We start from the raw sequence: 13,169 nt of genomic DNA on the forward strand, positions 1-13,169 counted from the left end.
AGTTAAAGGAAAATCATGGCTAAACCTATTGTATTAAGCGGCTGTCAGCCTTCAGGCGAATTAACTATTGGCAATTACCTCGGGGCGCTGCGCCAATGGGTCAATATGCAGGATAGCCATGAATGTTATTATATGCTGGTGGATCAGCACGCGATCACCGTGCGTCCAAAGCCGGAAGACTTGCGTAAGGCGACTCTGGACGGACTGGCGCTTTATCTTGCCTGTGGTGTCGATCCCGAGCAAAGCACGATTTTTATCCAGTCTCATGTGCCCGAGCATGCCCAGTTAAGCTGGGTATTGAACTGTTATACCCAAATGGGCGAACTTAACCGTATGACCCAGTATAAGGATAAATCGCAAAAATCCGAGGCCAATATGAACTCGGGTTTATTTACTTATCCTGTACTGATGGCGGCAGATATCCTGCTTTACGGCGCAGATAAGGTGCCGGTGGGCGACGATCAGAAGCAGCACCTGGAACTGGCGCGTGATATCGCGACCCGTTTCAATAACCTGTACGGTGATGTGTTTACCATTCCTGACCCTTATATTCCCGAGTTTGGCGCCCGCATCATGAGTTTGCAGGAGCCGACCAAGAAGATGTCCAAGTCCGACAATAACCCGGCAAACTTTATCGGTTTGCTGGAAGAGCCGAAAAAGATCGCCAAGAAAATTAAGCGGGCGATGACCGACTCGGATGAGCAGGCGCGGATCTATTTTGATGTTGCGGAAAAACCCGGGGTTTCTAACCTGTTATCTTTATTGTCATGTACCACAGGCCAGTCGGTTGAATCTTTGGTACCGGGATATGAAGATAAAATGTATGGCCATTTAAAAGGCGATGTTGCCGATGCGGTTGTTGCTTTGCTTGAGCCTATCCAGGAGAAGTTCCATCAGTACCGCCAGGACCAGGCGTTCTTAAACCAGGTGATGTCCCAGGGAGCGGAAAAGGCCTCGGCCAGAGCCAGTAAAATACTGACCTCTGTTTATGATGCCGTGGGTTTTATCGCTAAGCCTTAATCCGGATCGGCTATTGCTGCCCTTATCACGGGGCAGCACAGCTTGTTTTTCTGTCAATCGCTGGCAGCGCCCGCTATAGCGGCGTCATTTGCGTTGTATAAAACAGATTATGCACGAATTCTTTCCTTAACTGGCTCAGTTAATTAGCTCAGCAAAGCCAACATTAAGTGTTTAAATTTGCTTATTCGTTCTTTAATAGCAGGTTCTGTTATTTCATGTTAATTTTGTGTTGGCTTTTTGTTTTAAAACCCTTACGGATCCGTTAGTATGCGCGGTAAACTCATCGGATGATTTTCATGGCGTAATATAAAATAGTTTATATTACAAGGTGTTGATATTGGCTGCCAGGATGACGCTGATATTGATAATAATTTATCTTTTACCTGTATCCGTTTTTCAACAGCTAAGGCTTTAATTTAATGCCGGTTTTATTCTCTGAGACTGGTGTTATCTGTAGGCATTGTTTGGTAAGCTATTCTGGATTTGATTTGTTGTTCGTAAGTTGTTGATAATAAGTGGAAAAGGTGTCTTTTTTGTGGTTTGTTTTTAGGGGGGGGCCTTTTATGTGCAAAGCTATTAAATGGCTGTTGATTGCGGGTGTTTTTCCTTTGGTTGGCTGCGGCGGTTCAAGTACGGACAAAGAGCAAGCAAAAGAGAACCAGCCTCCTGTGATCAGGATGTCAGACGATCAGCAAGTTGATGAATTGGCAGAAGTCAATTTAACTGCCCAGGTAAGTGATGCCGATGGTAATATCGTCTCTGTTTTGTGGCAACAAACTTCCGGACCCGCGGTGAGCTTAACGGCTGCTGATTCAGAAAATGCCAGTTTTTCGGCGCCGCGGGTTTTATTATCCCAGGGTGCAGAAAATTTAACCTTTAGTTTGCGTGCGACAGATGAGGATGGTGCGACAACGACAGCTGCCATTAGGGTTACCGTTAATGCCGCGGCTTTAGCGCCGAGTGTCGATGCGGGGGCCGATGCCAACTATTTTACCGGCGATAGTTTTAGTTTGGATTGTAGTTTAACGCAAGATGCTGACGGCAGTGTTTTAACGTATTCCTGGCAGCAAACCAGCGGTCCGCTAGCTGTGCTGGATGACAGCGAAATTTGTCAGCCCTCGGTAACCTTAGGCGATGAGGCCGGTACCCTGGAATTTAGCTTAACCGTGACCGATGAAGATAGCCTCTCAGGTAGCGATGTTGTGACTATCAACAGTTTACCGCCGGTTACGGCAAATGTTTTACCGGACAACCCTACCTTATCGATGAAGCAAATTGATGTTGAATTCATTGATTTTGGCTGGGCTTCAGCGATTGCTACTGATGAGCGATACGCCTATGTCATGATAAGTGATTCCAATGATTATCAGGATTTGGATTATGCTTATAGCCGTTTGGAAATCTTCGATATTAATGAACCTTTAAATCCGGTTAAAGTAAGTGTGTTTGAGTTGCCTGGCAATGGCAGAGATATTGTGATAGACGGGCAATATGCCTATGTTGCCAATGGGTATCGAGGCTTGAGCATCTTGGATATCAGTGATGTTACAGCGCCGACTGTAGTTAAAACTATTGATGTTACTTCCTTTGGCTCGACCCGTACCGTTATTGTTGAAGGGGATTATGCCTATGTCGGGACGGGTAACGGATTAAAAATTGTTGATATTACCAGTCCGGCGGATGCTGTTATTGTTGCAGAGCTGGGGATAAATGACGTCACAGCAATGCAGTTACAAGATCAATATCTTTATCTTGCCGATAGTAATATTGTATATGATATCGGCGGTGTAGATTTCTTTACGCCTACACTGAAAATTATTGATATCTCAACCCCTGCTTCCCCACAGCAAATTGCCAGCCTTGATATTGATTCTTATGCTCTTTCTGTGGTTGTTGCCGGCAGCCATGTTTATCTTGGCAAGAGATACGGTGGCGGTATAGATATTGTCGATATCAGTGAGCCGGCTACTCCCGTGTTAATTAAAAATATTGAAGCATCCGTATCTATCAATGCCATGAAAAAGCAAGGGGATACTTTATACGTCAGTGGCAGTTCTTTTAAATTATTTGATATTGCAGCGCCAGCATCACCGGTTGTTATCGGACAGTTTTCAGATCTTTTTGGTAACTCGATAGCAAACCAGGGCGTCTATTACTATATGACTCACTCTGATGGTTTTAATGTTGTTGATTTTTCTGCTCTTGCAGCAGATGAATATGTAAGTAAGCTTGATTTGGAGCGCAGCAATGCTTTGTTCTTTGATGTGCTGGTTAATAATGGCATGGCATACTTGTATAACAGTACTGGGTTAAAAATATTTGATATTGAAACCCCCGCTTCACCTGAGTTAACGAGTGAACTTGATGACTTCACAGGTTTAATGACTATTGCCGGAGAATATGTTTATCACCTGTTGAATGATATGGTTGAAGTTTTAATGTTAAGCGATTCCCGGACTCCGTTTACCGTAAATACCCTTGACCTTTCCGGGGCAGAATCGGTTAGTCAGGCTGATGATTACCTTTATCTCAGTCTCGGGGATGCCGGGATACAGGTATATAATAACCTTGATCCTGAAAATCCTGTGCTTTTATCTGAATTGAATGGTTTAGGTTACAGCAATCAGATTAAAGTCCGGGGGCAATATGCTTATGTTGGTGGCTCAGGTTTAAAAGTGCTTGATATCAGTGCGCCAGAAACGCCAGTGCTGGTGAATGAAATATCGCTTGATGGTGGTGAACTGATTGCCATCTCGGGAGATTATGCTTTCCTGCGCCAGGACACTTTACAGATCATTGATATCAGCGCACCATTAGCCATGACCCTGGTGGGGGAGTTGGCGTTAGCTGATAGCATCTCCGCTTTTCATATTGAAGAAGATTATGCTTACGGCTTTGACTTTAAAAGGTTGGAACTTTATATCATAGATGTCAGCCAGCCAGAAAATATGGTGTTAAGCGGTAAAATGAAAGTGGGGGATAATTTTAGTTCCTCCATAACTGGTTACGGCAATAAAATCGGCTCAGATGGCCAATTTCTTTATCTTGATGACGGCAATGCCTTGTACGTGGTGGACCCTAAAACCGTTACCGACATGCTGAGCATTGATGAGCAATATCAGTTTGCCGATACCGCTGCCGCCCTTAGTTATCAGGTCAGCTGGCAAACCGAGCAGATCATGACGGTTAAGTGTCAGGTAACCGGAGGGACTTGCTCTGTTACACTGGATAAGGTCAATAAAACTGCTGAGGTACAGTGGTCAACACCTGATGCCGTTAGCGGTCATGAAATTGCTATTATTGGCGGAAACTCTGCTTATTATCAAGTGGTGAGAGATCAGGTCCTGGTCCAGTAACGATTATTACTTTAGCTTGAGCTGTTAAAAAGCCCCTGATGAGAAATCAGGGGCTTTTTTGCTGGTTAAGGCGTTGAATGAACTGTGCCGCAAAACACGCTTATAGTGAAGATAAAAGTGAAAAACCTTATACTCGATATCCGTTGTTATTTATTTTTCCGCCGCCGCTTTCTGGGCTTTGCCAAACAATCTCCGGCTGTCGTCAATAAAGCTGTCAACATCACTGCTGGGAGAAAATAAAAAGCCGGGTGTCATTATCGTGGCATTGTATTGCGGATTAATGCTGAAGTCCGGTTTATTACTCAACTGGATAAGATAGCTGCCGCCAAATAGCAAGGTGGTTAAACTGGCGGCAATGGTCAGGCGGCGCCCTGCCGTCATATGAAAACCGATATAGCAGTTCAACCAGAATAAGACAAAAGCCAGGCCTATCGGCAACAGGGTAATCAAGCCGGCGATCGGCCAGTTGGCGGAGAGGTTGAAGTCGAGAACACTCTCGATAACATCGCTGAGCCACATCAGGTTAAAGAAGGCGAAACAAACGCCGAGCTGGTTCCAGACCCGGGCATCATTCTTGGTCAGGTGAGAGATCAGGGCGATCAGCAAGGGCCAGAGGGCAAACAGCATGGTCATGCCGATGGCCGGTACCAGCAGTTGAGTGAAAGTCACTTCTACCGGTTTATTCAGGTAAAACACGATACCCGCCACCAGGGAAAAGAGTGAAATACTGGTCAGCAGCATCGTGGGATGGCGCATAAAGTTAATCAGGCTTTCAAACGGACTAAAGGCCAGGCTTTCTTCCACCGGGTGATCCGGGAATAAGATACGGATCTGGCTTTTGCCTAAGCTGATAATATCACCGGAATTGATGGTGTGTTGGTTGACACTTTGTTTGTTTTTTTCCAGGTAACTGCCGTTTACCGTGTCTTCGTCATGGGCGAGCCAGGATTCGCCGTTAAATTCCAGGTTCAGGTGTTTGGCGCACACATGGGGATCGGTTAGGATGATGTCATTCTGGTAACCCCTGCCTATGCTCACCCGGGATTGATCCAGTTTATGGCGGCTGAGCAGTTTATGGCCCCGGCTGATCTCTTCGATAATTATTTCCATGATACCGACTCCATAAACTTACGGGTAAAGGCAAGGGCGCTGCCTTCTTCAACCCCGGCGATGGTGAAATGACTGATCAAGGCCTGCTGGTTTTTATCAATGGAAGCACTTAAATATAAGACATCAAATAATTGGGGGTATTGCTTGTAGGCCCGGGTGCAAAACACGGTTTTACTGTTGATATCCCGGTCTGACGGGCTGACGATATCGTGGTGACACTGGTATTCGCTGACATCGTCTTTAGTGGCTTTGTTACCGGGACCGGCGCGGCGAATTTGTTGTTCATACAAGTGGTAGAACTTGCTGGCGTTGAGCTCTTTCGCCTGCATATAGCGAAATTCCATTTCCAGGTTGCCGGTAAAAAACTTCGATGAGATGTAGGTGTTTTCATCTAAAGCGCAATGGGCAACGGCGGTGAGGATCAGGGCGTCGGTTTTATCGGCATTGGAATCCCCCCAACAGCGGACAAAAGGTACGTCGACCGTGGGAATGAGCCCCTGACCCAGTTGCTTGCTTTGCCATTCGCTGCTGAGCATAGTATCGATCAGTTTTTGTTGATTTTTCGACAATTGCTGTGAAATTTGCTCAGCTATGCTGATGTCGTCCGTGGTTTGAAATGCCTGGTATAAGGCGACCAGTTTGTCATGGGGCACTAAAAAGCCGATCTGGTTGCCCGAGGTTGCCACGTTAATGCCGACCACTTCGGCATTTTGATTGACCACGGGGCCGCCGCTCATGCCTGAATTGACCGAGCCGGTGAAATGAATCTTGTCATTAAAAGACTCTTTTTTCAGGCCGTTATAAGTGCCGGGCACCACTATCATGCCGAGATCATGGGGGTTGCCCAGTGAGAATAACTCTTCGCCCTTATGGGGCACTTGCTCTGCCAGTTGGAAAAAGGGCATATTAACACCGGCTTCGCGTTTGACCAGGGCCAGGTCGTTGACCACGTCGACTCTTTTTAAGGTTAACGCCCCTTTGTTGCCAAGATGATCCAGGTATTCAATCCGGTATTTATTGGGATGGCGGGCAAAGCCTGAAATCACATGGTAGTTGGTGGCAATCAGCCCCTGACCGTTGATTTGGAAGCCTGAGCCGATGGATGACTTCTCACCGCTGGCATTATCAATCAGTCTGATTTGAAATAGTGACGGCGCCAGTTTTTTGAAAATCTGCTCTGCCTGCTCGGCGGCATAAGTATTGATACTTAAACAGATTAAAACTAAGGCAATAAAACCTTTCATTCATGATCCTTATAGTTAATTACTCCTTTATTGTGCCATCGTCGCGGAATTTGTCATCTATATAATACATAAACCAGGCATAAACTATGTAACAAAGGTTTTATTGTTTGCTCACCGGTGGAAAAAACCTCAAAACCGGCGGTATTATTCGTTGGCAAGCTTGATGTGCAATAGTGTTTTTTTTGTTTGAGATCAAGTAAAAAACCAGCCATTTTTTGTTCCAAATCAAAAGTGAAAAATAGCATAAATTTTGGCTGTGACATATTGTCGCACTTCGCTTGTTTTTCTTTGTTTTCCCCGCCCTAAGCCAGGAAAATACAGGGCAGGAAATAACTTAGAAGTGACCTGTTATGAATTTTTCTCTTAAAACGAGTTCGTTAGCTATTAAAACCATTTTATTGACCGGGCTGATTTCAAGCGCCGCGGCCGTCACCAATGTAAGTGCCAGTGAAGGCGACAAAGCAGGCGCAGCCAAGCGCTCAGATGATATTGAGGTGATCACTATCACCAATCAACGTCACAGTTTTCTTGATGAAAATGCCAGTTATGCCCAGGGTAAGGTCAGTGAACCTGATCTGGCAAACTGGCTGGCTTCGGTTCCCGGGGCCAATATAAATTCCAATGGCCCGGTGACCGGTATCGCCCAATACCGAGGCCTTTACGGAGATCGCGTCTCCGCGACCCTGGACGGTCATATCCTGATAGGCGCAGGCCCCAATGCCATGGATACGCCGTTAAGCTACTCTACCCCGTTAATCGTTGACTCCATGACGGTTTATCGTGGCATAGCGCCGATCACTGCCGGCATGAATACCCTGGGCGGGGCAATCGATGTCAAAATGCGTAAGGCGGAAACCTCCAACCAGAAAAACTGGCAAAGCTTCGGCGATATGCAGGCCGGTTACCGCAGCAACAACGAAGCCTCGACCTTATCTTCGGTGGTGAACCTCTCCAAAGGCAATAAAGGTTTTATGGCCTATGGCAACTGGCAGGAAGGCGACAGTTTTGAAAGCGGCGACAACCTTGAAGTGACCCCGACTGATTTTGATAAACGCCAGTTTGGTTTTGACTTTCGTGTTGCCGGTGATAATTCGGACATCGGCCTGGGTTATCACTACACAGATACCAATGATTCCGGTACCCCGGCTTTAGCCATGGATATTGAATATATCTACAGCCACAGGTTAAGCCTGGACGGCAGTTTGATGTTAGGTCAGTGGCAGGGGCAATGGCAGCTGGGTTATCTTGATGCCGAGCATGGCATGACCAATTTCCACATGCGCGCTAATGATAACCCTGAAAAATATCGCCGTAATATTGCTATTGGGGAAACCTGGGACTTTAAATTCACCGTTGATCGCAGTTTTGACTTTGGTGAAATTACCCTTGGTCTGGACGGTTATCTGGCAGAGCATGACTCAGTGATCACCAACCCTGAAAATGCCATGTTTGAATTAGTTAATTTCAACGGTGTCAGCGATGACCGTTTGGGATTGTTTGCCCAATGGCAGCAGCAGTTCAAGCAAACCCAGGTACAGCTGGGTGTGCGTGTTAAACGTGCGCAATCGGATGCCGGTGAGGTGGCCAGCTCAATGGCGATGATGGATAACATGATGGGCGGCCTGGCTAAAGATCTCAGGGATGATTTCAATAGCAGCGACCGCGATACTTCAGAAACCAATGTTGATATTGCCTTAAACATTGAATCCCAGTTAACCGATACTTGGTCACTTTATGCCGGATTGGGACTGAAAAACCGTGCCCCTTCCTATCAGGAGCTTTATCTGTGGATGCCGCTGGAAGCGACCGGCGGCCTGGCAGACGGTAATACCTATATCGGCGATATCAACCTTGATTCTGAGCAAGCTTATCAGCTGGATTTAGGTTTAACCTACCAGAGCAAAAAGGCCATGGTTTCACCCCATGTCTTTTATCAGCGCATTGATGACTATATTCAAGGTACGGCGCTGGGTATGGATGATATGTCGGCGGCTATGATGGCGCAGATGATGAGCGGCGATGATAACCCGCTGCAATTTACCAATGTCGATGCCAAGTTATACGGCATGGATGTTAACTGGTCTTATCAACTCAGCGATGCCTTCAGTCTTTCCGGTATTGCCAGTTATGTTCGGGGAGAGCGCCGGGATATCGACGACGACCTTTACCGCATAGCCCCGCTTAATACCCAGATCAATGTCAGCTATCAGTCGGATGCCTTATTGGCAACATTAAACTGGCAGCTGGTAGCGAAACAGGACAAGGTTTCCCTGACCAACGACGAACAGGAAACCGCCGGTTATGGTTTGCTGAATCTGGACGTGCAATATTACCTGGGAGCAGCTTTAACCCTGCGCGGCGGTATCGATAATATCCTGGATAAGGATTATGAAAATCACCTCGGCGGTTATAACCGGGTGAAAAATGCCGATATCGCGGTAATGGACAGGTTACGCGGTGAAGGCGCCAGTGCCTGGGCCGAGGTGACTTACAGCTTTTAATTAAAACCGTTATTACTTTTCTGAAAGCCCTGGCCATCGCTCATCTGGCCGGGGCTTTTTTTATGCTCATCATGAAGGATATGCTGTGGTGATATGGATGTCAGGGAGCAGCGAGGCGGCGTCTTTGTTTTGGTAAAGCGGCGGGAGCTTGGTTGTTATCACGGGTATTCTGGTGCTTGCGCTCTTATTCGCTAAGCCTTAATATGCTGTTATTCCAATGTATTTTAGATAGCATTTATAGAAACTGATGGATCATTTACAGGCAAAAAAATATCTGCTGACAAAGCCGGAGACCTTGCTGGATTACCCGTTTGGCGAAGAGATCATGGTCTTTAAGGTGAAAAATAAAATGTTTGCTACCCTGGCTTTAGGGAAAATGGGCAAAGGAGATGGTGAGCGGAATGACTGGTGGATGAACCTGAAATGCGACCCTGACGAGGCGGTGATGCTGCGTGATATTTTCCCTTCAGTGATCCCCGGTTATCATATGAATAAAGCCCTGTGGAATACCGTTATTCTTGATGGCAGCATTCCTCAGGGGGAAATCGAACGTATGATAGATAATTCATTTTTATTGGTAGTTAAGAAAATGACCAAGAAAGATCAGCAGTCTATTTTGCTGCATTTAGATAACCAGTAATAAGCGACTTAATATATTTGGTCCTGCTGGCCACAAAGGTATTTTTATTGTGGCAAAGATAGATATTTTCCCCAACGGGGTTCGTTAACGTGTGCATGCGGATAGCGGTTTTGTTATCAAAGGCGTTTACCGCGTATAAAGGCAGCACAGTAAAGCCAAGTCCCCGGCTCACCGGCTCTAAAATTAAACCGATTTGATTGGAAAAGCCTTTATGGGGGAATTGTTCAATATGTTTAAATTCGGCAAAGTTTTCACTTAGTAATAACTGGCCGTGATGTGCTGCGTCCGGGTGGCTGATAAAACCCAGCTCAAGCAATTTATTCCAGTTCACAGACTTTATTTCACTGGCGGTGACTAAAACTAAAGGCTCCAGCGCAATTTTATCGTTAACCAACTCCGTGCTTTTACTGCTTTGCGTCATTAAACCAAGCTCTATTTTCCGTGTTATCAGGTCTTGTTCAATTTGTGTATTCGGTGCAAAGGCATAATCTATGATCAATTGCGGTGATTGCTGCTGAATAGCCAGCAGTTGAGGGTAAAGCTTCAGGCCGACACTGCCGGGAGAAGCTATTTTGACAATCCCGACGAAAGGATCGTCTTGCTTGATGGATTTCGCCAGCTCATCTGTTTGCAGTAACAGCTTTTGCCCCTGCTGATGCAACTTGCTCCCGGCTTCGGTCAGTGAAAACGATTTGCCCTCGCGTACAAGCAATGCCACATCCAGTTGTTGCTCAAGCTTTTTTATATGCTGGCTTACACCTGACTGGGTCATAAAGAGGCGATTGGCGGTTTGGGTAAAGTGACCGACATCCGCCAGGGTACAAAAGGTTTTCAGCCATACCTGATTAATCATTACAAAGCGTACTTATTTTTATTATAAATGATAATTTTTTATACTTTATCATGACGGGTAAGCTTTGCACATCGACTTATTGGAGGAAAAGCACATGAGCAAAGTTTACCCGAGAACCTTTTCACATATCGGCATCTCAGTACCTGACTTAACAAAAGCGGTTGAGTTTTATACCCAGGTCTTAGGCTGGTATGAAATTATGCCGCCAACACAAATCGTTGAAGATACCAGCCCGGTAGGCGAGATGTGCACCGATGTTTTCGGTCCTAAATGGGGAACATTTAAAATCGCCCATTTAGCGACCGGCGACAGGATCGGTGTCGAGTTATTTGAATTTGCCAACCAGGAAAACCCGGAAAATAATTTTGAATACTGGAAAACCGGGATTTTTCATTTTTGTGTACAAGATCCCAACCTGGAAGAACTGGCGGAGAAAATTGTTGCCGCAGGCGGTAAAAAGCGCATGCCTAAGCCGCGCTATTATTATCCCGGTGAAAAACCGTATCGCATGATTTATATGGAAGATCCCTTTGGTAATATTCTGGAGATCTACAGTCATAGCTATGAGTTAACTTATGGTGCCGGCGCATACTAGTAAAGCACTATCCCGGGCTTTTAGCCGTTATGGCTAAAGGTCCGAAACACTTTTAGTATCGGAACATATCAAGGCCTTTGCCGAAGGAAGTTAAAGTTGCTATCCAGGCCCTGTTATTTGCGCTATCCCGTCTTTCGAAACTCTTTATTACCACCGCTTAAACGCCCCTGTATTTAATTAACCCGGAGGCCATGCCTGTTGCCGCCGGATCCCGGGTTATTGCATCTACCTTTCTCCTTTAACAGCCGGGGCTAATCATTAGCACGTTTTTGGTTTTGGCAGTGTCAGATATGCCGCATGTTTATTTTTCGCCAGAGGCATAAACTTTGATCCATATCAAAAACACGATTACAAATGAAAACTATTCTTAATATCGTTTGCATTTGTTTCGGGGAATCTTTACCATGCCGCCATTAATAATATTAATTCTCATTTAGATTTGGTTGGTTGTTATGAAATTTACTTCACTAGGGAGCCTGGCTTTGCTGACGCTGGCGATGAGCAACAGCAGTTTTGCGGTTACTCAAGATGAGTTGCAGGCGATACTGGCAGAGCAAAAGCAAAAATTAATCGAAATAGAGCAGCAATTGGCGGAGTTGAAAAAAGCCAATGCCGAGCAGAAAAAACAAGCCGTTTTGACGAAAAAGGCTGCGGCAAGCCATGATAGGGCTGCTAGCGCTGAAAAAAACTGGTGGCTTAAGTCATACGGCAGTTTGCTTTATAAAAGTGAAGAAATCTTTAGAAATACCCAGGATATCGATCCCGATCGCCGCGCCAAAACCGATTTAGAGCGGGTGGTGGTTGAGCTGGGTCATAAGTTTGATCCGCAATGGCAAATCGAACTTGAACTCGAATATGAACATGGCGGTACCGGCGCAGCATTGGAATATGACGGCTTCGAAGAATTTGGTGAATTTGAAAGTGAAATCGAAGCCGGCGGTGAAGTGCTGGTAGAGAAGCTGGAAATCAAATATACCGTTAACGATGATTTGGCGGTTAAGTTTGGCCGGATTTTTGTTCCTGTGGGTTTAGGCACCGAGCTACATAAGCCGGGTCAGTACTTCACCACCGAGCGTCACTGGAGTGAGGCGACCATGATCCCTCAGGTATGGCATGAAAACGGTATTAATGTCAGCGGCAGCTGGAACGGTTTTAATGCCCAGGCACTGGTAACCACGGGGTTAAATTCCGAGTATTTCCGTAGCTATCGCTGGGCGGCGAGCGGCCATCAAAAACGTTTCGAGCAGGTGAACAGTGATGATTTGGCCTTTACGGTGAGGCTTGATTACGGCGATCTTGCCCAAGGTACCGGTGTTGGTATCAGCTATTACACCGGTGATACTTCGGGTAACCGCAACAATGACGACAATATTGAAGGTGACGGCAACCTGACCCTGATAGGCCTACACGGTGCCTGGCAGGGATATAACTGGCAATTACGCGGCCAGTATTTATACGGTGAACTCGATGATGCTGCCGCCATTACCCTGGCCAACAAAACCACGCCGGGTCTGCAACCGGGTAACTTTGCCCAGGTAGGCAGCGAGGCGGAATCGGCCTTTTTCGAAGCCGCCTATAACAGCCAGTCACTGTTTAATCTAAGCAAACCGCTTTACCTGTTTGCCGCATACGAATATGCCAATCCGCTCAAAGAAGTCGAGCAGGGCAATGGCAGCGAACGTTTTGATATCGATGAATTTGCCTTCGGCATTAATTACCTGCCGACCCCGGAGCTGGTGCTAAAAGCGCAGTTTGCCCAGCAACAATATGCTCAGGATAACCTGGACGATACCAACTCATTCAGCCTGTCTATGGGCTACTACTTTTCGCTTTAATACTATTAGAGACTA

Annotated in this window: 10 protein-coding genes; 6 read left to right on the forward strand and 4 right to left on the reverse strand. The window is 46.1% G+C overall.

Annotated features, from left to right (window positions below; all coding sequences use genetic code 11):
• Positions 1-15 precede the first annotated feature (15 nt).
• Both trpS and SG35_RS03335 read left to right on the forward strand, forming a co-directional pair.
• Positions 16-1,020, forward strand: coding sequence for a tryptophan--tRNA ligase (gene trpS, locus SG35_RS03330; protein WP_044832907.1), 1,005 nt, complete (start codon positions 16-18; stop codon positions 1,018-1,020).
• A 563-nt stretch (positions 1,021-1,583) separates the two neighbouring features.
• Positions 1,584-4,376: an LVIVD repeat-containing protein gene (locus SG35_RS03335; RefSeq protein ID WP_044832906.1), complete on the forward strand. Its 2,793-nt coding sequence runs from the start codon at positions 1,584-1,586 to the stop codon at positions 4,374-4,376.
• Positions 4,377-4,526: 150 nt separating this feature from the next.
• On the opposite strand, the gene SG35_RS03340 is transcribed toward SG35_RS03335, so the two are convergent.
• The 3 genes from SG35_RS03340 to SG35_RS03350 are packed head-to-tail and all read right to left on the reverse strand — an operon-like array spanning position 4,527 to position 6,993.
• Complete coding sequence (locus SG35_RS03340) at positions 4,527-5,486, reverse strand: FHA domain-containing protein (protein WP_053043043.1); 960 nt, start codon at positions 5,484-5,486, stop codon at positions 4,527-4,529.
• Complete coding sequence (locus SG35_RS03345; protein WP_044832905.1) at positions 5,477-6,730, reverse strand: S1 family peptidase; 1,254 nt, start codon at positions 6,728-6,730, stop codon at positions 5,477-5,479. Before SG35_RS03345 ends, SG35_RS03340 begins: the two co-directional genes overlap by 10 nt.
• 53 nt (positions 6,731-6,783) lie before the next feature.
• On the reverse strand, positions 6,784-6,993 hold the full coding sequence (locus tag SG35_RS03350; protein ID WP_152646626.1) for a hypothetical protein: 210 nt from the start codon (positions 6,991-6,993) through the stop codon (positions 6,784-6,786).
• 87 nt (positions 6,994-7,080) lie between these two features.
• On the opposite strand from SG35_RS03350, the gene SG35_RS03355 reads away from it, so the two are divergent.
• Together SG35_RS03355 and SG35_RS03360 are read left to right on the forward strand one after the other, a co-directional pair.
• On the forward strand, positions 7,081-9,231 hold the full coding sequence (locus SG35_RS03355; RefSeq protein WP_044832903.1) for a TonB-dependent receptor: 2,151 nt from the start codon (positions 7,081-7,083) through the stop codon (positions 9,229-9,231).
• A gap of 247 nt (positions 9,232-9,478) precedes the next feature.
• A complete protein-coding gene (locus SG35_RS03360) occupies positions 9,479-9,871 on the forward strand; it encodes an MmcQ/YjbR family DNA-binding protein (RefSeq protein WP_044832902.1) in 393 nt (130 codons plus the stop codon).
• Here the strand turns inward: SG35_RS03360 and SG35_RS03365 are convergent.
• Positions 9,843-10,724, reverse strand: a complete 882-nt coding sequence (locus SG35_RS03365; protein WP_044832901.1) for a LysR family transcriptional regulator — start codon at positions 10,722-10,724, stop codon at positions 9,843-9,845. The two genes, SG35_RS03360 and SG35_RS03365, sit on opposite strands and share 29 nt — an antisense overlap.
• Positions 10,725-10,818: 94 nt before the next feature.
• Here SG35_RS03365 and SG35_RS03370 point away from each other — a divergent pair, with 94 nt between their 5' ends.
• Both SG35_RS03370 and SG35_RS03375 read left to right on the forward strand, forming a co-directional pair.
• Positions 10,819-11,319, forward strand: a complete 501-nt coding sequence (locus tag SG35_RS03370; RefSeq protein ID WP_044832900.1) for a lactoylglutathione lyase family protein — start codon at positions 10,819-10,821, stop codon at positions 11,317-11,319.
• A 452-nt stretch (positions 11,320-11,771) separates the two neighbouring features.
• Complete coding sequence (locus tag SG35_RS03375) at positions 11,772-13,154, forward strand: porin family protein (protein WP_044832899.1); 1,383 nt, start codon at positions 11,772-11,774, stop codon at positions 13,152-13,154.
• Positions 13,155-13,169 lie beyond the last annotated feature (15 nt).

It is taken from the genome of Thalassomonas actiniarum (genome assembly GCF_000948975.2).
Lineage (GTDB): Bacteria > Pseudomonadota > Gammaproteobacteria > Enterobacterales > Alteromonadaceae > Thalassomonas > Thalassomonas actiniarum.

What these genes read in the sequence shown, in the direction of transcription:
- SG35_RS03345 (WP_044832905.1), bottom strand. Translation starts at nt 6,730, where the DNA reads ATGAAAGGTTTTATTGCCTTAGTTTTAATCTGTTTAAGTATCAATACT.
- SG35_RS03355 (WP_044832903.1), top strand. Translation starts at nt 7,081, where the DNA reads ATGAATTTTTCTCTTAAAACGAGTTCGTTAGCTATTAAAACCATTTTA.
- trpS (WP_044832907.1), top strand. Translation starts at nt 16, where the DNA reads ATGGCTAAACCTATTGTATTAAGCGGCTGTCAGCCTTCAGGCGAATTA.
- SG35_RS03360 (WP_044832902.1), top strand. Translation starts at nt 9,479, where the DNA reads ATGGATCATTTACAGGCAAAAAAATATCTGCTGACAAAGCCGGAGACC.
- SG35_RS03350 (WP_152646626.1), bottom strand. Translation starts at nt 6,993, where the DNA reads ATGTCACAGCCAAAATTTATGCTATTTTTCACTTTTGATTTGGAACAA.
- SG35_RS03335 (WP_044832906.1), top strand. Translation starts at nt 1,584, where the DNA reads ATGTGCAAAGCTATTAAATGGCTGTTGATTGCGGGTGTTTTTCCTTTG.
- SG35_RS03365 (WP_044832901.1), bottom strand. Translation starts at nt 10,724, where the DNA reads ATGATTAATCAGGTATGGCTGAAAACCTTTTGTACCCTGGCGGATGTC.
- SG35_RS03340 (WP_053043043.1), bottom strand. Translation starts at nt 5,486, where the DNA reads ATGGAAATAATTATCGAAGAGATCAGCCGGGGCCATAAACTGCTCAGC.
- SG35_RS03375 (WP_044832899.1), top strand. Translation starts at nt 11,772, where the DNA reads ATGAAATTTACTTCACTAGGGAGCCTGGCTTTGCTGACGCTGGCGATG.
- SG35_RS03370 (WP_044832900.1), top strand. Translation starts at nt 10,819, where the DNA reads ATGAGCAAAGTTTACCCGAGAACCTTTTCACATATCGGCATCTCAGTA.